This window comes from Pseudomonas sp. 29 (assembly GCF_002754355.1).
Classification (GTDB): Bacteria; Pseudomonadota; Gammaproteobacteria; order Pseudomonadales; family Pseudomonadaceae; genus Aquipseudomonas; species Aquipseudomonas neuropathica.
This window is the reverse complement of the sequence record NZ_PEEY01000001.1, coordinates 5,703,661-5,724,886: the sequence shown is the minus strand read 5'-3', so window position 1 is coordinate 5,724,886 and position 21,226 is coordinate 5,703,661. Positions and strand designations below refer to the sequence as shown.

General features: G+C 60.0%; 20 protein-coding genes. 6 read left to right on the top strand and 14 right to left on the bottom strand.

Annotation, left to right across the window (positions count from 1 at the left end; all coding sequences use genetic code 11):
- Positions 1-323 precede the first annotated feature (323 nt).
- Together CLU80_RS26635 and CLU80_RS26630 are read right to left on the bottom strand one after the other, a co-directional pair.
- Entirely contained in the window at positions 324-1,247 is a 924-nt protein-coding gene (locus tag CLU80_RS26635; RefSeq protein ID WP_099758899.1) for a bifunctional helix-turn-helix transcriptional regulator/GNAT family N-acetyltransferase, read from the bottom strand.
- Between the two features lie 67 nt (positions 1,248-1,314).
- On the bottom strand, positions 1,315-1,590 hold the full coding sequence (locus CLU80_RS26630; RefSeq protein WP_099758898.1) for a hypothetical protein: 276 nt from the start codon (positions 1,588-1,590) through the stop codon (positions 1,315-1,317).
- Between the two features lie 138 nt (positions 1,591-1,728).
- On the opposite strand from CLU80_RS26630, the gene CLU80_RS26625 reads away from it, so the two are divergent.
- Entirely contained in the window at positions 1,729-2,565 is an 837-nt protein-coding gene (locus CLU80_RS26625) for an AraC family transcriptional regulator (RefSeq protein ID WP_099758897.1), read from the top strand.
- A gap of 55 nt (positions 2,566-2,620) precedes the next feature.
- Positions 2,621-3,217, top strand: coding sequence for a LysE family translocator (locus CLU80_RS26620; RefSeq protein WP_099758896.1), 597 nt, complete (start codon positions 2,621-2,623; stop codon positions 3,215-3,217).
- A 48-nt stretch (positions 3,218-3,265) separates the two neighbouring features.
- On the opposite strand, the gene CLU80_RS26615 is transcribed toward CLU80_RS26620, so the two are convergent.
- The gene (locus CLU80_RS26615; protein ID WP_093433501.1) at positions 3,266-4,183 is read right to left on the bottom strand and encodes a LysR family transcriptional regulator; all 918 of its coding nucleotides are present in this window, start codon (positions 4,181-4,183) and stop codon (positions 3,266-3,268) included.
- Positions 4,184-4,286: 103 nt separating this feature from the next.
- On the opposite strand from CLU80_RS26615, the gene CLU80_RS26610 reads away from it, so the two are divergent.
- From CLU80_RS26610 to CLU80_RS26590, 3 genes are all read left to right on the top strand, one after another.
- Positions 4,287-6,029, top strand: coding sequence for an amidohydrolase (locus tag CLU80_RS26610; RefSeq protein WP_099758895.1), 1,743 nt, complete (start codon positions 4,287-4,289; stop codon positions 6,027-6,029).
- A gap of 189 nt (positions 6,030-6,218) precedes the next feature.
- On the top strand, positions 6,219-6,956 hold the full coding sequence (locus CLU80_RS26600) for a TorF family putative porin (RefSeq protein ID WP_093433507.1): 738 nt from the start codon (positions 6,219-6,221) through the stop codon (positions 6,954-6,956).
- Positions 6,957-7,178: 222 nt separating this feature from the next.
- The gene (locus CLU80_RS26590; protein ID WP_099758894.1) at positions 7,179-8,837 is read left to right on the top strand and encodes a phosphoethanolamine transferase; all 1,659 of its coding nucleotides are present in this window, start codon (positions 7,179-7,181) and stop codon (positions 8,835-8,837) included.
- Between the two features lie 127 nt (positions 8,838-8,964).
- On the opposite strand, the gene CLU80_RS26580 is transcribed toward CLU80_RS26590, so the two are convergent.
- The 11 genes from CLU80_RS26580 to CLU80_RS26525 form a co-directional block, all read right to left on the bottom strand.
- The gene (locus CLU80_RS26580) at positions 8,965-9,243 is read right to left on the bottom strand and encodes a DUF971 domain-containing protein (RefSeq protein WP_099758893.1); all 279 of its coding nucleotides are present in this window, start codon (positions 9,241-9,243) and stop codon (positions 8,965-8,967) included.
- A complete protein-coding gene (locus CLU80_RS26575) occupies positions 9,240-10,202 on the bottom strand; it encodes a HEAT repeat domain-containing protein (RefSeq protein WP_099758892.1) in 963 nt (320 codons plus the stop codon). Before CLU80_RS26575 ends, CLU80_RS26580 begins: the two co-directional genes overlap by 4 nt.
- Positions 10,199-11,047, bottom strand: coding sequence for an ABC transporter ATP-binding protein (locus CLU80_RS26570; protein WP_099758891.1), 849 nt, complete (start codon positions 11,045-11,047; stop codon positions 10,199-10,201). The genes CLU80_RS26575 and CLU80_RS26570 overlap by 4 nt, the downstream gene beginning before the upstream one ends.
- Positions 11,047-11,829, bottom strand: a complete 783-nt coding sequence (locus tag CLU80_RS26565) for an ABC transporter permease (protein ID WP_099758890.1) — start codon at positions 11,827-11,829, stop codon at positions 11,047-11,049. Before CLU80_RS26565 ends, CLU80_RS26570 begins: the two co-directional genes overlap by 1 nt.
- 220 nt (positions 11,830-12,049) lie before the next feature.
- Positions 12,050-13,474: an ABC transporter substrate-binding protein gene (locus tag CLU80_RS26560; protein WP_286079788.1), complete on the bottom strand. Its 1,425-nt coding sequence runs from the start codon at positions 13,472-13,474 to the stop codon at positions 12,050-12,052.
- Between the two features lie 276 nt (positions 13,475-13,750).
- A complete protein-coding gene (locus CLU80_RS26550; RefSeq protein WP_003225615.1) occupies positions 13,751-13,996 on the bottom strand; it encodes a 4Fe-4S dicluster domain-containing protein in 246 nt (81 codons plus the stop codon).
- 26 nt (positions 13,997-14,022) lie between these two features.
- Positions 14,023-15,753 carry a fumarate reductase/succinate dehydrogenase flavoprotein subunit gene (locus tag CLU80_RS26545; protein WP_099758887.1) on the bottom strand — a complete coding sequence of 577 codons (1,731 nt, stop codon included), beginning with the start codon at positions 15,751-15,753 and terminating at the stop codon, positions 14,023-14,025.
- Positions 15,750-16,502: a GntR family transcriptional regulator gene (locus tag CLU80_RS26540; RefSeq protein ID WP_099758886.1), complete on the bottom strand. Its 753-nt coding sequence runs from the start codon at positions 16,500-16,502 to the stop codon at positions 15,750-15,752. The genes CLU80_RS26545 and CLU80_RS26540 overlap by 4 nt, the downstream gene beginning before the upstream one ends.
- A gap of 221 nt (positions 16,503-16,723) precedes the next feature.
- Positions 16,724-17,692: a Gfo/Idh/MocA family protein gene (locus CLU80_RS26535; protein WP_099758885.1), complete on the bottom strand. Its 969-nt coding sequence runs from the start codon at positions 17,690-17,692 to the stop codon at positions 16,724-16,726.
- Positions 17,693-17,702: 10 nt separating this feature from the next.
- Positions 17,703-18,590: a Dyp-type peroxidase gene (locus tag CLU80_RS26530; RefSeq protein ID WP_099758884.1), complete on the bottom strand. Its 888-nt coding sequence runs from the start codon at positions 18,588-18,590 to the stop codon at positions 17,703-17,705.
- A 361-nt stretch (positions 18,591-18,951) separates the two neighbouring features.
- Entirely contained in the window at positions 18,952-20,019 is a 1,068-nt protein-coding gene (locus CLU80_RS26525; RefSeq protein WP_099758883.1) for an AraC family transcriptional regulator, read from the bottom strand.
- A 209-nt stretch (positions 20,020-20,228) separates the two neighbouring features.
- On the opposite strand from CLU80_RS26525, the gene CLU80_RS26520 reads away from it, so the two are divergent.
- A complete protein-coding gene (locus CLU80_RS26520) occupies positions 20,229-21,176 on the top strand; it encodes a SphA family protein (protein ID WP_099758882.1) in 948 nt (315 codons plus the stop codon).
- The last annotated feature ends 50 nt before the right edge of the window (positions 21,177-21,226 follow it).

Sequence of the window (21,226 nt, the reverse complement as noted above, 5' to 3'; positions counted from 1 at the left end):
AGCCAAACCTCGTCGCTGCTCAGACATGTGAGCGTCAGCATCATAACCCTCAATAGAACGATACATGACCAGGTAATTCATCGGCTTTGTAAAACGTTATTTCTGCCAGTATTGCTCTTTTCAACATTGGATAACGTATGCATCCACCTGATACAGAATATTAATGTTGCGAGGGGACGCAAAGACTCATACCATGAGCACATGTCATAGCAGCTAGTGAAGCAACAAACCTCGGTCGCAAACCAAGGTTTACAAAAAAACCGCCCCGCAAAGGCGGTTTTTTTTCGTCTGCCTTTTCACTGCACCCGCCGACGAAAAACAGATCACAACGCGCGCGCCCACGTCTGACTTACCAGGTCCTTGCCAAAGCTGTGAACCGCTTCTTCCTCCACCAACTCAAACCCGGCCTGCTGATAAATCTTGCGTGCGGCCGTCAGGTTGCTGGTCGTCCACAAGGTCATGTGCTTGTAGCCAATCTGCCGGGCAAAGCGCAGGCACTCCTCGACCAGACGACTGCCAATACCTAAGCCCCGCGCACTGGCGTCGACGTAGAGCATGCGCAGTTTGGCGGTCGTTTCATCCTGGCGAACGATGAACACCGAACCGATGACCTTGCCGTCCTTTTCGGCAATCCAGCAGCGCTCACAGGTGGGGTCGTAATCGCGCAGGTACTTGGCGACCACCTCGGCCACCAGCACCTCGAACTCCGAATTCCAGCCGTATTCGCGGGTATACAGGGCGGTTTGCTGTTGCATCACCGTCCCCATGTCGCCGGGCTGCGGATCGCGTAATACGTAGGTTGAGTCTTTGTTGTCTTGCAGCAGTGTCTGGATCAGCGTCATGGCGCCGATCAGTTGTTTCTGCTGCGGTTCAGGCAATCGCTCGAGCATGGCGACGATCTGTTCGCGGGAAGCCTTTTCCAGCGGGACCAGAATTTCGCGCCCGAGGTTGGTGAGGTGCAATTGCGCAGCGCGGCCGTCCGTAGGCGACGGCACTTTCTGGATCAAGCCGCGCTTTTCGAAACCGCTGATGATGCGGCTCATGTAGCCGGCATCGAGGCCGAGCATCTGGCGCAGTTCAGCGCTGGTCAGGTCACCGCGCGACGCCAGTTCATACAAAATGCGCAACTCGGTCAGCGAGTAGTCGCTTTGCAGCAGATGCTCCTGCAATACACCGATCTGATGGGTGTAGAAGCGGTTGAAACCGCGCACGACGTCGGCTTGCTCGAGGAGATGGCTGCTGGACATGACAAATGCTCAGTTAATTGCTTAAAGCAACTATATATTTGCCAAAAGCAACCATGTCAACAGAAAGCTATCGGCACTTGGCCAACACCACCTGACAGGTATCCGGCGTGCCCCCGGAGCGTCCGGCATAGCGAATGCAGTTGTTCATCGACTTCTGCCGGGCCATGTTCAAACTGGAACCCCAGGCCAGACCGCCCTCACCGACCGACGGCAAGGCTTTGGCGTAGCAGGCGTCCCCGACGCCGGAAGGCGGATAGTGTTTGCGGCCTGAGCAGCCTGCCGTCAGCGCCAGGCTGAAGGCGATCAAGGTGAGTAAAACCCCGCGCGAGCATCGGTTAATCATCGCATTTCACCTGTCGCCAAAGGGGTCGTAACCTGTTGAGTCTAGCCCCCTTCACCTGCACAAATCTTCTAAACCTCGATGAGCATTGCGCGGTATTTTATGGGGCCGCACCTTTCAATGGCGAACACTGGAGCTTTCGTGGATAAACGCAACTGGATCGAGCTGTCCCAGGATGCCGACACCGGGATTGAATCGATTCGTGCTCATTTTCAGGGGCATGCCTACGATCCGCACTGGCATGACAGCTTCCTCGTCGGCGTCACCGAGCAAGGTGTGCAGCAGTTCAACTGCCGCCGCGTGCGTCATCGCAGTACCCCGGGCAATGTGTTCCTGCTGGAGCCGGGGGAAATCCACGATGGCCAGGCGCCGACCGAGGAAGGTTTTACCTATTCGATGCTCTACCTCGATCCGCACTGGCTGGAGCGTGAAATGCACGCGCTGCTCGAAGACGCACCGTCCGACAGCCAGCCCGGTTTTGCCGACACGCTGAGTCAGGACCCGCGTCTGGCCACAGCGATCAATCACGCTTTCCATGCCTTGCATGACGGTGATCTGCGCATCGTCCGGCAGACCGCCATCGACGGTCTGCTGAACTCGCTCACGCGTCATCTCGACTGGCGCAAGCGCCAGGTTTTCGATCCGCGCCTGCCCTTGGTGGCGCAACTGGCGCGGGATTACCTGCACGCGCACACCTATGAAGATATCGGTCTCGATGATCTCGCGCGGGTCTGCGGGGTGGACCGTTTCCGTCTCAGCCGGGCGTTCAAGTCTGCCTTCGGTCTGGCGCCGCACGCCTACCTGATCCAGTTGCGCCTGGCCAAGGCTCGGCAGTTGCTGGCGCGCGGTGAAACGCCGGCGCAAGTCGCCAGCGTGCTCGGTTTTGCCGATCAGAGCCATCTGGGTCGCTGGTTCCGACGCGCCTATCAACTGACGCCGGCGGATTACCGCAAACGCTGCTCAAACCTTCCAGACTGACGCACGCCGTCTGGCGATCATGGAGACCTGTGTTGATTTTCAGGGAATCCCGATCATGGCGTCATTACTGCCCTTTCTGCTGTTTGCTTTTGTTGCCTCGATCACGCCGGGGCCGACCAATATTCTGGTGTTGAGCCACAGTTCGCGCCAAGGCCTGCTCGCCACGTTGCCGATCATTTTTGGCGCCTGCGCGGCGGCGGCCCTGATCGTGCTGGTGGTCGGCCTCGGTGCCGGCGAAACGTTGCTGCGCTACCCGCGAGTGCAGCAAGCCATGGCCTGGGGCGGCGTGCTCTGGTTGAGCTGGCTGGCGTGGCAGATCTTTCGCAGCACGCCGCCGTCACTGAACCCGGCGGATGCCCAGGAAGAAAGTTTCAGCGTGCTGGGCGCTGCCATGCTGCAACTGGTCAATCCCAAGGTATGGATGATGGCGGTGGCAGTGGTCAGCGTGTTTGTGGGCGGGGGTGACAAGACCCTGCGGCTGCTAGTGTTGTCACTGGCGTTTTTGCTGGTGTCGCTGCCGTGCATGACGTTCTGGGCATTGCTGGGTGTGGGCAGCGCGCGGTTGATGGGTTCGCCACGGGCGTTCAAGCGCATGAATGCGGCACTGGCGTTGTTGCTGCTGCTCTCGGCATGGCTGACCGTCCTGGCATAACGCCCCTGCAGGAGCTGCCGAAGGCTGCTTCTACGGAGGAATGGGCTGTCAGCTCAGGCCACGTTCGGTGAGGAATGCCGAGATGTAATCGATGAACGCCACCACCTTCGCCGTGGCCCGCCGATGGCTCGGGTACACCGCGAGAATATGCGGGCCAAAGGTATCCGGGTCGATGTCGTAATCAGCCATGACTCGCACCAGTCGCCCGTCGGCAATATACGGTGCGGCGCTCCACAGCGGCGTGTGCAGCAAACCGCGCCCGGCCAAAGCACTGGCCAGCAGCAAGTCGTAATTGTCGCTGCGCAACCGCGGCGCCGCCGGTTGCGCCAGACTCAAGCGCTGCCCGTCACGCTCGGCCCACCAGAATTCGCGGCTGAGCAACGGGTGCTGATAGAGCAGCCACTCATGCTGCTCAAGGGTTTGCGGAGTCACCGGCAAATCCTTGCGCGCCAGGTACTCCGGACTGCCGCACAGGGCCAGTCGATTGCTACCCACCACCCGCGCAATCAGCCCCGGCAAGTCATCGTGGCCTTCACGCAGCGCCAGGTCGTAACCACTTTCCAGCAGGTTGACGAAGGCATCGCACAGGTCCACTTGCAGACTGATCTGCGGGTATTGCTGCAGAAAGCCGTCACACACCTGATCGAGAAACGCCCGCCCATACGCCAGCGGCGCGGTGATTTTCAGGTTGCCGCGCAAGCCGTGCTGTAACTGCTCGATTTCCTCGCTGGCCTCGTCCAGCCGCTGCAACACCAGCCGTGCGGTTTCCAGGTACACCCGGCCGATTTCGGTAAGCAGGATCCGCCGTGTACTGCGCTCAAACAGGCGCGCACCCAGCTCCGATTCCAGGTGATTGACCGCTTTGGTCAGCGCCGACGGGGTCTTGCCCAACTGCTCGGCGGCGCGGCTGAAACTGCCGAGCTGCGCGGTGACCACGAACATTTTCAATGCACCCAGCTTGTCCATACTTTTTCCATTCAGGCAAAAACGTTTTTCGTGAGGGAGGCGTTCTGTCGGCCGCTGTCAGCCACTAATCTCGCCATCAGACGCAATAACAAGGAAATCTTCAATGAAAAGATTCATGCCGAGTCTGTTGGTAGCCGCTGTAAGTTTTGCCTCGATGGAAGCCATGGCCGCTCCTGATCTGATCCTGCTCAACGGCAAGATTTTCACTGCCGACCCCGCACAACCCAAGGCGCAAGCCCTCGCCGTAGAGAACGGCAAAGTGCTGAAGGTCGGCACCGACGCGCAGATCAAAGCCCTGATCGAATCCGGCACCCAAGTCATCGATCTCAAAGGCAAAGCGCTGATGCCCGGCCTGATCGACAGCCATTCCCACGCGATTTTCGGCGGACTGGAAATGGTCTCAGCGAACATGGAAGACGAAGTCGTCAGCCTCGACGAACTGCAAAAACGCCTGCGTGGCTGGCGTGCAGACGGCAAGGCCAAACACGGCGATGTGCTGAGCATTGCCGGCATGAGTTCGGTTTACTGGGCGCAGGCCGAAGCCTTGGGCAACACCTTCAACAACGGCGAATGGGCCAATGTGCCAGTGGTGTTTATCGGCAGCGACCACCACACGGCGTGGGCCAACAACGTCATGCTCAAGCGCGCCGGGATTGATGCGGCCCTGCTGAAAACCCTGCCCGACGCAGAAAAAGACACCATCGGCAAACTGGCCAACGGTGAGCCGAACGGCTTTGTGGTCGACGCCGGTTGGGACCGGGTCGCCTCGAAAATGCCAGTGCCAAGCCCTGCCGACATGTTGAACGCCGCCAAATCAGCGGTGCGCTACAACAACAGCCTGGGCATCACCGCGTGGATGGACCCTGCCGCCAACGCCGCACCGGGTGAAGCGGTGTTCGCCCTCAAACCGACCGAGAAAACCGTCGGCGTGCTGCCGGCCTATAAAGCCCTGTCGGAAAGCGGCGACATGAGCGTGCACGTCGCGGCGCTGTTGGTGGCCAACCCGAAAAGCCTACCCGCCGACCTCGATACGCTGGACAAGGTGCGCCAGCAATTCCAGGGCATTCCCAACCTGACCCTGCCCGGGATCAAGATCTTCGCCGACGGCGTGATTGAATTCCCGGCGCAGAGCGCGGCGATGATCGACCCGTACAGCAACTCGCACAAACAGGGCGAACTGCTGATCGATCCGCAGCATTTCGGCGAACTGGTCAGCGCCATCGACCAGCGCGGCTGGCTGGTGCACATCCACGCGATCGGCGACCGTGCGGTGCGGGAATCGCTGAACGGCATTGCTCAGGCGCGCAAGGATCGTCAGAGCGGCGTGACCCACTCGATCACTCACCTGCAAATGGTCAACCCGCAAGAGTTCGCCCGCTTCAAACCGCTCAATGTCATCGCCTCGATGCAACTGCTGTGGGCCAGCGCCGACGACTACACCACCGACATGATCAAGCCCTACGTCAGCGCCCTCGCCTTCCGCTACCAGTACCCGGCGCATTCGCTGCTGAAACAGGGCGCGACGATCGCCGGCGCGAGTGACTGGCCGGTGTCGACACCGAATCCGTTCAACGCCATGGCCCAGGCGATTACCCGTGTCGGACCGTTGGGTGTGCTCAATGCCGATGAGCGTCTGGACCGTGAAACCATGTTCTACGCCTACACCGTCAACGCCGCGCGGACCATTGGCCTGGAGAAGCAGATCGGCTCGCTGACGCCGGGCAAGCAGGCTGACTTTATCGTGCTCGACCGCGATGTGTTCAGCGTCGACAACAAAGCCCTGCATGACACCCAGGTTTTGCAGACCTGGTTCGGCGGCCGTCAGGTCTATACCGCCACCCAATAACAACAACCATCCCACCCTGTGGGAGCGAGCTTGCTCGCGAAGAGGCCAGTCCATTCAACATCTTCACTGACTGACCCACCGCCTTCGCGAGCAAGCTCGCTCCCACATGTTTTGTGAGAGTGGCCGATATGGCATTCCCACACACAGTTTTCGTACTGCCCAAAAATAATCACAACATCGGGACCTCACATGAAAGCCTTGCCCCTGTTCGCCCTGAGTTTCTTGAGCGTGCTGCCCTTGAGCAGTTTTGCGATCCCCTTGAACGATGACTTTGCGCTGGAGGTAGACCTGGCCCTCGCCAGCGACTACCGCACGCGTGGCATCTCGCAAACGCAAAACGACCCTGCCGTGCAAGCCGGTCTCACCCTCGCGCACAGCAGCGGTCTGTACCTCGGCGCGTGGAGTTCCAACGTCGATTTCGGTGGTGGTCTGAAAACCCGTCAGGAAGTCGATTACTACGGCGGCTGGCTGTGGCAGGCGACCGAGGAAATCAGCCTCGATCTGGGCTACATCAAGTACGCCTACCCCAAGGAAAGCCAGTTCAACCAGAGCGAGGTCTACGGGATTCTCGGGGTTTATGGGGTGAAGCTGGCGGCGTATTACTCCAGTGATGCGCCGGGGATCGATAGCAAGCAGAGTTCGCTGTACAGCTACATCGGTTATGAAACCGAGTTGCCGTTCGACTCGGGACTGAAGCTGCGTTACGGCAATATGGACTTCAAGGATCCGCATCTGTACTCGGCGTCCGGGCAGGCCGAGGACAGTTATCGCGAGTGGGAAGTCAAACTCACCCATAACCTCGCCGGCGTGGTACTGGGCCTGAGCTACATCGACACCGATCTCTCACAAACCCAATGCCTGAGCAATTGGGGCTTCAAAGATGTCTGCACGGCAACCGTCGTCGCCAGCGTCAGCAAATCTTTCTGACCCCACCGAGATCCATTGTAGGAGTGAGCCTGCTCGCGATAGCGGTGTGTCAGACAACACATCGACACCTGACACACCGCTATCGCGAGCAGGCTCACTCCTACAAGGATTTGCTTCGAATTCGTTAGTTGTTACAGGATGTTTACGAATTTTTTACTAATGTTCTTCTACAGTTACACGCGCAACCGCGTGGTTTTCTATTCAAGTAGAGGAATGTTTGACATGGCTTTGGGCAACGGACTGCGTTTACCGTCCATCACTCCTACCCGACTGGTGCTGCTGTTTTCCCTGGCGCTGGTGGCGTTGTACAACCTGGCGACCTGGAAGGCGCTGGGCACCCTGATCACTTTGCAAGGCGCGCACAAACTGGCGTTTTTCGCCTCGTTCGCGCTGTTTTTGTGGGCCGCGATCACCCTGCTGCTGACCCTGATATCGTTTCGCTGGACACTGAAACCGGCGCTCACCCTGGTCGCTCTGCTCTCGGCCTGCGCTGCCTATTTCATGAACGAATACGGCATCACCATCGACACGGTGATGATTCAGAACGTCTTCGAAACCAACCCCGCCGAAGCCACCGCGCTGTTCAGCGGCAAGCTGTTGGCTTACCTGCTGCTGCTCGGGGTGTTGCCGGCGGCGCTGATCTGGCGCTGGCCGGTGAGTTATCGACCGTTCTTTCGCGGCCTGCTCAACAAGGTGCTGGTGATCATCGCCTGTGTGCTGGTGATCGCCGCGTCGGTGGGCGCGTTCTATTCGACCTACGCGCCAATCTTCCGCGAAGAAGACAAGCTCACCCACTTCATCAACCCGACCAACTACATCTACGCGATCAGCAAGTACACCAAGCAACGCCTGGGCATCAAAAAACATTTCGTGGTGCAGGCCATCGGCGAAGACGCGGTGATGAGTGCCAACGCGGCCAGCCGCGAGAAGAAATCGCTGATGGTGTTTGTGGTCGGTGAAACCGCCCGCGCCGATCATTTCTCGCTAAATGGCTACGAGCGCGAGACCAATCCCGAACTGAGCAAACTCGACATCCTCAACTTCACTCAGGTGCATTCCTGCGGCACGTCGACGGCCGTCTCGGTGCCGTGCATGTTCTCGATGTTCCCGCGTGAGGATTACAGCGACAAGAAAGGCAAAACCTACCAAGGCCTGCTCGATATCCTCCAGCGTGCCGGCGTGCAAGTGCTATGGCTGGACAACAACAGCGACTGCAAAGGCACCTGCCTGCGCGTACCGCATCGCGACATTTCGAAGAATCAGCCGGGGCCATTCTGCAATGGCAACAACTGCCTCGACGAGGCGCTGTTGCAAGACCTGCAAAGCTACATCGACAGCCTCAAGGGCCACGCGATCATTGTCCTGCACGCCGATGGCAGTCACGGCCCGGAATACTACGAGCGTTACCCGAAAGAGATGGAGCGCTTCAAACCGATCTGCCACACCAACCAGTTGGGCAGTTGCAGCCGCGATGAACTGGTGAACGTGTACGACAACACCATCCTCTACACCGACCATTTCCTTGCCAAGGTCATCGAACTGCTCAAACACAATCAGGATTCGCTGGACACCTCGATGGTGTATGTCTCCGATCACGGTGAATCGCTGGGCGAAAACGGTTTGTATCTGCACGCGGCGCCGTATGCGCTGGCACCTGAAGCGCAGACGCACGTGCCGATGGTGATGTGGTTCGGCAATGGCACGCTCGCCAGTGAAGGGATCGATCGCGGTTGTTTGCAAGGTAAGACCGGGCAGGCCGATCTGAGCCACGACAACCTGTTCCACTCGGTGCTGGGGCTGTTTGATGTGAGGACGTCGGTGTATCAGCCGGGGCTGGATATTTTTCATGGCTGCCGGCCTTCGATGACGGCTGCCCAGTAACTCGCAGACACTGCAAAACCCTGTGGGAGCGAGCTTGCTCGCGAATACGGTAGATCAGTCAAAACAGATGTCGACTGACCCGCCGCCTTCGCGAGCAAGCTCGCTCCCACAGTTGATTTTGGTGGACCTAGGGGATGAGGTTTGCCAGATAGGCCCACGGGTAAATGCCGCGTTGATGGCCGTCGCTGAAGATCAGTTGCACGCCGTAGCCCTGGGGGTTGAGTTCGATCAGGCGCACGCGATCATCCACCTGTGGTGTCATGCCTTTGAGGCGAAACGCGCGGCATTGCGAGCACGGGCACTGGCGGCGCAGTTCGGCGTGATTGAGCTGTTGTTCGCGGCCGTCCGGCCAGCTCAAGCGCAAGGTGCCTTCGCTTTGCGAATTAGCCATCGACAGCGGGTTCATTGCAACTGACTCAAGGCGATGCGCACGGCTTTGCGCACCTCCGGGTCGCCGTCGTCCTGCGCGGCCTGCAACGCGGCCACGGCGCCGCGATCATGCAGTTCGCCCAAGGCCAGCGCGGCCTCTTTTCGCAGGTTACTGATGCGATGGCCGAGGGTGTCGATCAGGGCGTCCAGCGCCGGGGCGAAACGCAAACGGCCGAGGCTGCGAGTGGCTCGCAAGCGCACTTGCCAATAATCATCGCTCAAGGCTTCGACGAGCGCGGAACCAGCGTCAATGTGGCCGACCTTGCCCAAGGTCGTCGCGGCTTCTTCGCGTACTTGCCAGGCGTCATCCCGCAAGGCCTGGCGCAGGGCTGGCAACACTTCGGCGCTGGAGGCCAAACCCAAAGCGCCAGTCGCAGCACGGCGTACTTCGGTGTCGGGGTCAGCGCTGGCCAATCGTGCCAGAGCGGGCAAAGCGTCGAGCTGCTTTAGCCAGCCGAGCACGCCCACGGCTTCACGACGAACGCTGGCGTCGGCATCGTTCAGCGCCGAAACCGCTGCCGGCGCGGCGGCGGCGAAACGCAACTCACGCAAGGCACGGAATGCGGCGATACGCACGCTGACGTCGGCATGATCGGTCCACGGCAAAATCACCTGCCCCGCCGCTTCCGTTTTGAGCAAGCTCAGGCTCTGCGCGGCGGCCGATTGCACGGCGAGCGACGGGTCGGTCAAGGCTTCACACAAGGCCTGCACGACGTCCTCATCCTCCCAGGCCTCCAGCAAACGTGCGGCTTCAGCGCGAACGTCTTCGGCGGGATCTTGCCTCAGGCGATCAACCAGCCAGAGCAAGCCATCCGGTTCTTCCAGATCCGCCAGATCAATCAGCGCAATGCGCCGCACACCGGCGTCTTCAGCGGCGAGGCGCGGTTGCAGATCGAGAATGTCCTGGTTATCGGTCACAGCAAAAATAGAGGTCATAGGGCAAATCGCGGCAAAGGGTTTTCAGGAGGCAGACCGAGCGGGTTGAGGCGCGGCAGCGGTCGGTCGTTGTCGTGGCGCAGCAGATCGAGGCAGTGGCGTTTGAGTCGGGAGAATTCAGGGCTGGTGACCAGTTCGCTGGTGCGTGGCCGGGCGAAATCCAGGCGCAAGTCTTCGATGATTCGCCCCGGTCGCGCGTTCATCACCAGCAAGCGGTCAGCGAGAAACAGCGCCTCGTCGATGTCATGGGTGACGAACACCACCGTGGTGCGGATCCGCGTCCAGATGTCCAGCAGCAGTTCCTGCATGTTCAGCCGGGTCAGCGCATCCAGCGCGCCGAACGGTTCGTCCATCAGCAGCAAGCGCGGACGGTTGACCAACACTCGGGCGATCTCGACGCGTTGCTGCATGCCGCCGGAAAGCTGATCGGGCCAGCGTTCGGCAAAACCTTCGAGGCCGACCAGTTTGAGGATTTCATCGGCGGCGCGGTGGCGCTCAGCCTTGCCGATGCCACGCATTTTCAGGCCGAAAGCCACGTTGTCACGCACCGTGCGCCACGGAAACAACGTGTGGTGCTGGAACACCATGCCGCGCTGTGGAGACGGCCCGGACACCGCCGCGCCATCGACTTTCAGACTGCCGGCATGAGCGCTGAGGTGCCCGGCCAAGGCGCCAAGCAAAGTCGATTTGCCACAACCAGACGGACCAAGAATGCACACGAACTGGCCCGGCTCAATCTGGCAATCAAGTTCACGCACGGCTTCGAACGCTTCACGCCCTGCGCCGAGGACGATGGACAACTGGCGAATGTCGATCCGCCCTTCCGGGGTTTGCATCACGCTCATCAGGCTTTTCCTCGCGGTCGATGCCAGGGCGTGAACAGCCCGCCCAGGCGTTTGATCAGCAGGCTGCTGCCCATGCCCAACACGCCGATCAGCAGCATGCCGACGACGATGTCGGCGTAGTTCTGAATCGTGTAGGACTCCCAGGTGTAATAACCGATGCCGAACTGACCGGAGATCATTTCCGCGGTGACCAGACAGAACCATGAGGTACCCATGCCGATCGCCAGGCCCGTGATGATGCTGGGTGCGGCGCCGGGCAGGATCACTTCCAGCAGGATCGCCCGGCGCCCTGCCCCGAGGCTTTTCGCCGAGGCGATCAGGCGTGGGTCGACGCCTTCGACGCCGTGTACGGTGTTGAGCAGGATCGGGAACAGCGCGCCGGTGAAGGTGATGAAGACCATCGACAGTTCGGAGGATGGGAACATCAGGATCGCCAATGGAATCCACGCGACGGCGGGGATTGGGCGCAGGACTTCCAGCGGTGGCAGCAGCAGGTCTTCGGCCCACTTCGAACGGCCGATGGCCAGACCGAGGGTGATGCCGATGACTAGCGCCGCGAGATAGCCGGCGAAGACGCGGCTGAGGCTGGCGGTCAGGTGCTGGAGCAACTTGCCAGAATCGCCCAAACCGAGCGCCGCTTCAATCACCGCGATGGGTGTTGGCACGTTAGCGAAGGTGACCAGGCCGAGGTTCCAGTGGTGGCTGGCGGCGAGTTGCCAGAACAGCAGGCAGAGCAGCAAGGAGGCGGCTCTTGATGTCCAGCGTAGGGTGGGTGTTTTCATGGAGCGGGTTTCCAGTTGTGGATCTGTGTTGTGGCTGAGATTTACCCCCTCACCCCAGCCCTCTCCCCCAAGGGGGCGAGGGGGAAAGGGAGCCGACCTGCGTGCTTTTCAAAACCTGCGTTCGACTCGGTATTTCAAGTCGGCGTAGCGAGTCCAAACACCACGGTCAGTCCCCTCTCCCTCTGGGAGAGGGTTAGGGTGAGGGGCTCTTGATCTTCAACTAGCGGGCGACGACCGCCTGGGTCGTGGCATCCGTAAAATCGAGAACCTTGCCACCCTGCGCCGACGCATATTGCTGAGCCTGCCCCTTAAGCAAAAACGCACTCAACCGCCCCTTGCCATCACTGGCAAACCACGCCTGCTCAGCCAGCAACTTGATCCCGCTGTCACTGGCCTGTGCATACACGGCACGGATGTTTTTGCCTTCCTGCTTCAACGCCGCCAACGCAGTGAAAGCGGCCTCGGCGGAGGCATAGCGGCGCACTTTGTCCTCACCGCGCACCCAGATTTCCGCGACATGACTGAAGTCAGTAATCGCTTTCCCCGTCGTCGCATCCGTAGCCTTCAGTGGCGTCTGTGCGTAGTTGGCCAGCTGCGCCGTGTAGTCCAGACCCGACGCCTTGAACGCGGCGCGGATGTATTGATCGTCGATGAACGTATTGAGATCGAGGCCACGATCAGCCTTCTTCAACAGCTTCAACGTATCGATGGCCGTACCAACCGCCTGACGATATTCCGGCTTCCAGCTCAAGTCGCGGGTCTGCACACCGAGCGGGCCGTGGAACAGGTAATTCACTTCGGCATCGACACCGGTGACTTTGGCGATCAGTTCGCTGTACTTCTCAGGCTCGGCGGCGAGCAGTTGATTGGCCTTGATGCTGGCGCGCAGGTACGCGACGACAATCTCCGGATACTTCTTCGCGTACGCCTGATCCACCAGCGCACCGTGAAAGGTCGGCGCATTGGCCTGGGCGCCGTCGTAGATCTTGCGGGCGAAACCCCGGCTCGGGAACAGCTCGGCGAACGGCACGAAATCAGCGTGGGCGTCGATCTTGCCGGCCTGCAACGCCGAGCCGGCGACTTCTGGTGGCTGGGCAATGATGTTGACGTCCTTGAGCGGATCCCAGCCCTGCTCCGCCACCGCGCGCAACAACATGCCGTGGGCGGTGGAGGCGAACGGCACGGAAATGGTCTTGCCCTTGAGTTCGCTCAGCGATTGCACGCCGGACGCACTCGGCACGACGATGCCGTTGCCGCTGCCCTTGATGCTGCCCGACAACACGCTGATGAACAGGCTGTGCTTGCCGGCAGTTTCGAACGCAACACCGTTGAACGCACCTGGGAAATCGGCCATGGCGCCGAAGTCTAGTTTGCCGGCGACCATCTCGTTGGTCAGTGGCGCACCGCTGGTGAAGTTTTTCCACTGCACGTCGTACTTGGCGTCTTTGTAAGTGCCGTCGTGGGGCAGGTATTTGTCGAGCAGACCGAGTTCACGAATCAACAGACCGCCAGCGGCGCAATTGATGGTGGTGTCCTGGGTGCCGATGGCGATGCGGATGGTTTCGGCTGAGGCCGACAAAGTGAACGAAGCCAGTACCAGACCGGCGATTGCTGCACGCAACATGAGTGTTTCCCCTCGAATCATTTATTTGAGTTCGTCTCCGCCGCGATCAGGGCGCGGTGGGAAACGAGGGGTTTTCGGTGAATCCAGCGTCCGGGGTTGTCGGATGGCTTTGGGTTGTCTGGCGTGGCCTCTTCGCGAGCAAGCTCGCTCCCACAGGATTTCTGGCGTATTCAATTTGTGCAGTAACTCGATCCACTGTGGGAGCGAGCTTGCTCGCGAAAGCGGAGTATCAGTCGATATCATTGCGCAATGACCCACCGCTATCGCGAGCAGGCTCACTCCTACAGGGATCGGGTTTCAACGCAGGAGATAGGGGATGTCGACCTTGACGGCGCCGGTCGGGCAATCCTTCTCGCACGGCATGCAATACCAGCATTCGTCGAACGCCATATAAGCCTTCTGCGTCGCCGGGTTAATCGCCAGCAAGTCCATCGGGCAGACGTCGACACACACGGTGCAGCCCTTTTCGGCAATGCATTTGTCCTCGTCCACGGTGACGGGGGCGTTGGAGCGGAAGAAAATTTCCTGAGCTTGATAGGCCATGGTCCGGATTCTCTTTTAGGGGTGCATCAAGCGGCGAAAGCGCCAACCCGCAAGCGGTCGTACGCCTGCATTTCTTCGGCATCGAGCGGAATGATGTAAGGCTCGACGGCTTTCTTGAAACTGGTCATCCCGCCGTCCTCGTCCTTCTTCAGATGGCAGTGGCAGAACCATTCACTGTCGTTGCGCTGCGGGTGATCGACGCGATAGTGGTACAGGCCCCAGCGACTTTCGGCGCGAAACAGCGAGGCGCGTGCAGCCATTTCGGCGCAGTCGCGAATCACGCTGGTTTCCATCGCGCGCATCAGTTCATGGGCGTTGTTGGCCTTCATCTGCTCGAGATCGCGCTCGATGTCGCTGAAGCGTTGCAGGCCGATCTGCATTTTCCTGGTCACTTTCGGCGGTTGCAGGTAATCGTTAACGAAGCGCCGCAGCTTGTATTCGACCTGCGCCGGCGGCAGTCCATGTTCGCGATCCAGCGGGGCGTAGACCCGGGCCTTTTCCTTTTCGATCTGCGCGGCATCCAGCGCAGAAAACTCGCGACCGGCGACAAAATCTGCGGCGTTATGCCCGGCGAACCAGCCGTAGGTGAACGCGCCGAGCATGTAATTGTGCGGCACAGCGGCCATGTCACCCGCCGAGTACAAACCTTTCACCGAGGTCTCGGCGCGTTCGTTGACCCACACCCCGGAGGCCGAGTGACCGCTGCAAAAACCGATTTCGGAGATGTGCATTTCGACCATTTGCGTGCGGTAATCAGTGCCGCGATTGGCGTGGAACTGGCCGCGACTCGGGCGCTCGTTGCTGTGCAGGATTTCCTCGATGTTCTGGATGGTTTCCTCGGCCAGGTGATCGAGTTTGAGGAACACCGGGCCGTTGCCGCTTTCCAGTTCCTGGTGGAATTCCCACATCATCTGCCCGCTCCAGTAGTCGCACTCGATGAAGCGTTCACCCTTGTTGTTGGCGGTGTAGCCACCCAGCGGACCGGTCACGTAGGCGCAGGCCGGGCCGTTGTAATCCTTGATCAGCGGGTTGATCTGAAAGCACTCGAGGTTGGCCAGTTCGGCACCCGCGTGATAGGCCATCGCGTAACCGTCGCCAGCGTTGGTCGGGTTCTCGTAGGTGCCCATCAGGTAGCCCGACGAAGGCAGACCGAGTCGCCCGGCAGCGCCACAAGCGAGAACTACAGCCTTGGCCTTGATCACATGGAAATCGGCCGTGCGACAATCGAAGCCCATCACACCGTTGACGGTGCCCTCCTCGTCAGTCAGCAACCGCGTGCAGACGAGACGATTGGTGATGCTCACCCGCGCACGTTTCAACTGCCGATAGAGGACTTTTTTGATGTCGTGCCCCTCCGGCATCGGCAGCACGTAAGCACCCATGTGGTGGACTTTTTTCACCGCGTAATCGCCGGTCTCGTCCTTCTCGAACTTCACGCCCCAGCGATCAAGCTGTTCGATGGTTTCGAAGCTGTGGGTGGCGTAGGCGTAAACGGCGGCCTGATTGACGATGCCGTCGTTGGCGATGGTGATTTCCTTGGTGTACTGCTCGGGCGTCGAGTGGCCGGGAATGATCGCGTTGTTCAGGCCGTCCATGCCCATGCTGATCGCGCCGCTGCGTTTGACGTTGGCCTTGTCGACCAGCAGCACGCGCAAGTCGCGGTTCTTTTCCTTGGCCTTGATCGCGGCCATCGGGCCTGCGGTGCCACCGCCAATGACGACGATGTCGTATTCCTGTTCGAGCACGTTGCGGGTCATGCCTGCTCCCCTTTTTGCCGGTCGATCCGCAGGCGGTACTGGAACGCATCGCCACGGTAGTAAAGGTGTTCGAAGTCCAGCGGCTGGCCTTGCGCGTCGTGGGTCAGACGCTCGATGCGCATGATCGGCGAGCCGGCCTCGACGTTCAGCGCCTGGGTCAGATCGCTGTCAGCCAGCATTGCGTCGATGGCCAGATCCGCGTGGCCGAGGGCGATGCCGCAGTCGTTTTCGAGGATCAGGAAGATGTCGCGGGTGACCAGATCGGCCTTCTCCAGCCGCTCGCCGACGGCTTTGGGCAGGTAGGTGATTTCCAGCGAGATCGGTTCACGATTGATCAGGCGCACGCGTTTGATCTGCGTAACGATCTCGCCCTCGGCGACTTGCAAACGCTCGGCGACGCGCTTGTCGGCCGGGATGAATTTGAAGCTGCGCAGGCGGTTGATCACCTCGTAGCCACGGCCGGTCATCGACTCGGCGAGGCCTTGCAGGCTGCTGACGTTCTGAAAGGTTTTCGGTTTGGCGACGAAGGTACCTTTGCCGTGGATCTTGAAGATCAGCCCTTCTTTTTGCAGATCGCCCAGCGCCTGGCGCACGGTGATGCGGCTGACTTTGAACAGCGCACCGAGTTCGCTTTCGGAGGGCATCTGGCTGTCTTGCGGGTATTCGCCGTCGAGAATCCGCGCACGGAGGACGTCGCGCAGTTGGGTGTGCAGCGGGACACTGCTTAGGGAGAGAACGTTATCGGTCATCACGGGATCACTTGTTATAACGAGTTATGACGTGATCTTAGAGATGTTATGACAAGGTTGAGAAATATTGTTTGGGCATAACCTTAGATGCAGGACACACGCGATTCCCTGTGGGAGCGAGCTTGCTCGCGAAGGCGGTGTAACAGCAACCAAATTATTGACTGACAGGACGCTTTCGCGAGCAAGCTCGCTCCCACAGGGGACGGTGTACACATGGAGGATCAGTGGCGTTTGAGGATCTGGTCCATGACCCAGTCGGTCTTGAGCGCTTGTTCGGCGACGGCGGGGTGTTGTGAGTCGCCACGAATATGCGCATTCATTCCGAGCACGTGATGCCACTGGATGTGCTCGTGATGGGGGATTTCCAGGCTGAGGTGTTCATCGGCATGCAACTGCACGGGATGCTCATCAAACACCGAAAAACTGATCCGCCCGAGGCTGCCAATGATCTCGACCCGATCCTCACGCCGATCCGCGACAAAGCTCCAGCAGCCCATGCCCAGCGCCCCGGAGGCGAACCGCCAACTGGCGCTGACGGCATCTTCCGCTGCATACAAACCGGCCTGACGCGCGGTGAATCCAGCGACTTCAACGATGTCACCGAGCAGATACTGAAACAGGTCAAAGCCGTGGCTGGCCAGATCGGCAAAGTAACCGCCACCGGCCACTGCCGGATCGGTGCGCCAGTTGTCGCGACCGTCCAGATCCGCCGGCGAAGGCGCCTTGGTCAGCGTCCAGCTCAAGTGCCGAACCTCGCCAATCCGCCCTTCCTCCAGCCATTGCCGCACCTGCGCAAAACGCGGTAACGAACGGCGATAGTAGGCAACGAACAAGTGCAATCCGGCGTCGGCAAACGCCTGCAGCATCTCGCGACTTTGCCCGGCATTCAGCGCCATGGGCTTTTCCACGCAGCAATGTTTGCCGGCCGCAGCGACTTTCAGGCTGTAGGCGTGGTGGCTGTCGGGCGGCGTGGCGATGTACACCGCGTCCACCTCGGGATCGTTGATCAGTGCATCGACGTCGGTGTAGACCCGCTCGATACCGTGGCGCGCGGCGTAGTCAGTCACGGCCTCAAGGCGTCGGCCCATTACCGCCACCAGTGCCGAACCGGGCGCCTTGTAGAAGGCCGGCCCGCTCTTGCGCTCGGCGACGCTGCCACAACCGATCATGCCCCAACGCACCACGTCCATGTCTCTTCCTTTAGCCGATGCGCAAGGCGCGCAGATCGAGGTGACCGTCCTTGAGCGGCGGGCACCAGTAGTAGCCGCCAGTGATTGGGCGGCTGATGCGATAGAGGCCATCGGTGATGCCGTCTTCCAGGCCGCTCATACGGCGCAGTTGCGCTTCGAAGGCATCCAGCGAGAAACCGAAGGCGAGGAACATCAGACCGGCACGATCACCTTCGATCCACGGCATCGAGCGGCGCACGACGAACGCTTCCGGCGCAAAGCTTTCCTGCGCGGTGCGTTTGACGTGGGCGGAGACTGGTGCGTCGTCGATCTCTTCGTTGTCGCTGAGGCGACGGCCCATGATGTTGTCTTTGTCCTCGGACGAGAGTTTGTGGAAACCCTTGAGGTCGTGCTGCCATTGCTGGATCGCGGCGAAACTGCCACCGACCATGCCGTCAGTGCCGGCACTTTGCAGGGCGGCAGCGATGGCGGCTTCGTCGTGGGGGTTTTCGGTGCCGTCTTCATAGCCGGTGAGGTCGTGGCCGTCCTTGTGGCGGAAGGCTTCCTGCATCTCGACCAGACGCAGGGCTGGTGCGAGTGCGGCTTCGAGAGCGTTGCAGCGGTTGAGCAGTTCACCACGGTCGACGCCGTGCAGCCACACCCACAGTGCGTGCTGGGTCGACGGGTTCTCGACGCCAACACCGGTCAGCGCCGGGAAGCTGCGCAGGCCGTCAATCTGCACGTTGAGCGCCTTGACCAGGGATTCACCAAAACCGACCACCGCCGACTTGCCGTCCACCTGATTGAGCAGGCTGTCGAGCGCCTGCGGCAGGGCTTCAACCGACTCAAGGGCGAAAAACAGGTGACGCGCTTGCGCAGGAACAGGGGTGGCGAGAATGCCCGGCTGGTAGTAACTCATGTGAACTCCTTGGGAAAGTGCGCGGGAGTTTACCTGTGGCCGGAGGGTTTGTGTGGGTTTGGATAGAGTCAAAAGCCCCTCACCCTAGCCCTCTCCCGGGGGGAGAGGGAACTGATTCGGGGATATTAGAGATCTACACCGACTTGAACGTGCATCGGTGAATCCATAATCGACCAAGATCTTTCAGGTCGATGCAACTCGCAAGACACCTCGGTAGACCCCCTCTCCCTCCGGGAGAGGGCTGGGGTGAGGGGATGATCGAGGTAAGACACTGAATTGAGCGTGCACCGGTGAATCCATAATCGACAAAAATCTTTCAGGTCGATGTAACTCGCAAGACACCCCGGTCGGCCCCCTCTCCCTACGGGCGGTCCGACGTTTCGGGAGGGCTGGGGTGAGGGTTAGCGTCATTACGCCAAGCGCTAGGGCTCAGCCCCGTCCAGCGCTTGAACGCCCGGCGAAAACTGCGCACATCGCTGTAGCCCACCTCCTCGGTAATCCGCTCAATCGGCATATCGGGATTGGCCAGCAGACTCAAGGTCCGCGCCTGCCGCACCTGCTCCAGCAACGCCTCAAACGTCAACGCATGCTCAGTCAACCGCCGGCGCAACGTGCGACTGCTCATGTTCAAATCGCCGGCAATCTTTTCAATGTGACTGCCGCTACTCAAATCCCGGGCGATCGCCCGCTCCACGGCCTGAATCAGATCGAGCTTCTGATGCACCTGCGCTGCTTCCAGCTCCAGCAATGCAACGGCCTGACGCAACGCCAGCGAATGATGATTAGGCAGGTGCACGTCCAGCCACTGCGCATCGATCAGCATGCGATTGTGCAGGCAACCGAAGCGTACATCCGGCCCCAGCAGGCGGTGATATTCGGCCAGGTAATCCGGCGCGGCATGCACAAATTCCACGGCAATCGCCTTGAACTCAGCCCCCACCAGTGCGCGGCCATACACCAGCAGACTGGCGAAGAACTCCTCGACCGCAAACACCTGCACGTCGGCAAATGGCAGGCGGCACTCAGCATCGAGATACACCTGCCCGCCGACCACATCGACGCTGGAAACGACGATCCCGCCCGACGTGTGCTGGTGACGAATGCCGAGGGCAAAGGCATCGCGCAAGGTCTTGCACAGCGACAACACGTGCCCGAGCAGGCCCAGCGTACCGAGTACATTCTGCGCCCCGACCCACAGCCCCAAACCCTGATTGGGCAGCACTTTGAGTGCGCGCTGAATCATCGCTACGGCCTGGCGATAGGAAATCCGCTGCGCCGGATCCTGCAGATCCTCAAGGGTGAAACCCAGCCCACGGCACAGGCTCTGGGAATCGATTCCTCTGTTCTGCACGACTTCGGCGAGGGTTTGCAGGAGGAACGGCGAGACCAGCGCCAGTTCGAAGGTCGGGTCTTGGACTTTTACGTTCATGGGGCTGACATTCCGGATCACGCTTGATTGTTATTTTTGTAACCGGTTATGTCGAAGGAAGTTAGCACAGGGTGCGCGAACTGTCCGCAGATGCCCCCTTGGTGTCCGCCAATACCCTGCCCCAACGTACGCCAAACGCTTATTTCTAGCGTACCGGCGCTCCGAGCGACCGGTACCAGGTCCCAATCACAATAATAATGAGGACAGTCATGAGCCAGAACCGTGCAACATCCTTCTTGCCGCTCGCCCTTTTCATCGCAGGTTGCACCCTGACGTTGCCCGCCCTGGCCACCGAAGCCGGGGTCGACAACATCGGCACCGGCACCGACGGTTTCTTCATGCTGCCGCTGGAAGTCGACAGCCTTCCGGAGAACATGGTCGCGTTCAACCTCTACTACAACCATTACAAGGCGACCAGGTTCAACATCAGCTCGCTGGGTGGCAAGGTGCCGAATGTCGAAATCGAATCCACCGCGGTGATTCCGCGTCTCGATTATCTAAGCCCGGTGCGGATATTCGGCGGACGTCTGGCGGGCTACATCGCCCAGCCGTGGTTGAAGCAGGAAGTCTCGGTGTTCGGCCTGAGCGACACCCGCGAAGGCATGGGCGATACCACCTTCGCGCCGATCATTCTGTGGGACATGGGCAAAAACCTGACCCTTGGCGCCGCCGTGGAAGTCACCGTGCCCACCGGCGAATACAGCGTCGATCGACTGGCCAACACCAGCAACAATTTCTACACCTACAAACCGCTGTTCTCGTTCACCTGGTTGCCGACCGACAACACCGAAGTCTCGATGAAGACCACCTACAGCTTCAACGAAAAGAACAAGGACACCGATTACAAGTCCGGGCAGATTTTCCACTTCGATTATTCCGCCAGCTACAAGATCACCGACGACCTGATGCTCGGCGTCAACGGCTACTTCCTCAAGCAGACCACCGACGACAAACAGTTCGGCCACACCGTGCAGTTTGCCGGGCAGGACGTCGATGACGGCGTGCGCGGCAAGGTCTTCGCGATTGGCCCGGCGCTGCACTTCACCTTTCTCAAGTACGCCAGTGCGGAGATTCGCTGGGCCAAAGAGTTTGATGTGGAGAACCGGCCCGAAGGTGAAATGCTTTGGGCGAAAGTCAGTATTCCTTACTCTTTTTGAACCCCACCCCAATCCAATGTGGGAGCGAGCCTGCTCGCTCCCACAGGGAT

Bases quoted from the DNA above. Each gene is read 5' to 3' on its own strand.
- CLU80_RS26635 (WP_099758899.1), bottom strand. From the start codon at position 1,247: ATGTCCAGCAGCCATCTCCTCGAGCAAGCCGACGTCGTGCGCGGTTTC.
- CLU80_RS26630 (WP_099758898.1), bottom strand. From the start codon at position 1,590: ATGATTAACCGATGCTCGCGCGGGGTTTTACTCACCTTGATCGCCTTC.
- CLU80_RS26620 (WP_099758896.1), top strand. From the start codon at position 2,621: ATGGCGTCATTACTGCCCTTTCTGCTGTTTGCTTTTGTTGCCTCGATC.
- CLU80_RS26615 (WP_093433501.1), bottom strand. From the start codon at position 4,183: ATGGACAAGCTGGGTGCATTGAAAATGTTCGTGGTCACCGCGCAGCTC.
- CLU80_RS26610 (WP_099758895.1), top strand. From the start codon at position 4,287: ATGAAAAGATTCATGCCGAGTCTGTTGGTAGCCGCTGTAAGTTTTGCC.
- CLU80_RS26600 (WP_093433507.1), top strand. From the start codon at position 6,219: ATGAAAGCCTTGCCCCTGTTCGCCCTGAGTTTCTTGAGCGTGCTGCCC.
- CLU80_RS26590 (WP_099758894.1), top strand. From the start codon at position 7,179: ATGGCTTTGGGCAACGGACTGCGTTTACCGTCCATCACTCCTACCCGA.
- CLU80_RS26580 (WP_099758893.1), bottom strand. From the start codon at position 9,243: ATGAACCCGCTGTCGATGGCTAATTCGCAAAGCGAAGGCACCTTGCGC.
- CLU80_RS26575 (WP_099758892.1), bottom strand. From the start codon at position 10,202: ATGACCTCTATTTTTGCTGTGACCGATAACCAGGACATTCTCGATCTG.
- CLU80_RS26570 (WP_099758891.1), bottom strand. From the start codon at position 11,047: ATGAGCGTGATGCAAACCCCGGAAGGGCGGATCGACATTCGCCAGTTG.
- CLU80_RS26565 (WP_099758890.1), bottom strand. From the start codon at position 11,829: ATGAAAACACCCACCCTACGCTGGACATCAAGAGCCGCCTCCTTGCTG.
- CLU80_RS26560 (WP_286079788.1), bottom strand. From the start codon at position 13,474: ATGATTCGAGGGGAAACACTCATGTTGCGTGCAGCAATCGCCGGTCTG.
- CLU80_RS26550 (WP_003225615.1), bottom strand. From the start codon at position 13,996: ATGGCCTATCAAGCTCAGGAAATTTTCTTCCGCTCCAACGCCCCCGTC.
- CLU80_RS26545 (WP_099758887.1), bottom strand. From the start codon at position 15,753: ATGACCCGCAACGTGCTCGAACAGGAATACGACATCGTCGTCATTGGC.
- CLU80_RS26540 (WP_099758886.1), bottom strand. From the start codon at position 16,502: ATGACCGATAACGTTCTCTCCCTAAGCAGTGTCCCGCTGCACACCCAA.
- CLU80_RS26535 (WP_099758885.1), bottom strand. From the start codon at position 17,692: ATGGACGTGGTGCGTTGGGGCATGATCGGTTGTGGCAGCGTCGCCGAG.
- CLU80_RS26530 (WP_099758884.1), bottom strand. From the start codon at position 18,590: ATGAGTTACTACCAGCCGGGCATTCTCGCCACCCCTGTTCCTGCGCAA.
- CLU80_RS26525 (WP_099758883.1), bottom strand. From the start codon at position 20,019: ATGAACGTAAAAGTCCAAGACCCGACCTTCGAACTGGCGCTGGTCTCG.
- CLU80_RS26520 (WP_099758882.1), top strand. From the start codon at position 20,229: ATGAGCCAGAACCGTGCAACATCCTTCTTGCCGCTCGCCCTTTTCATC.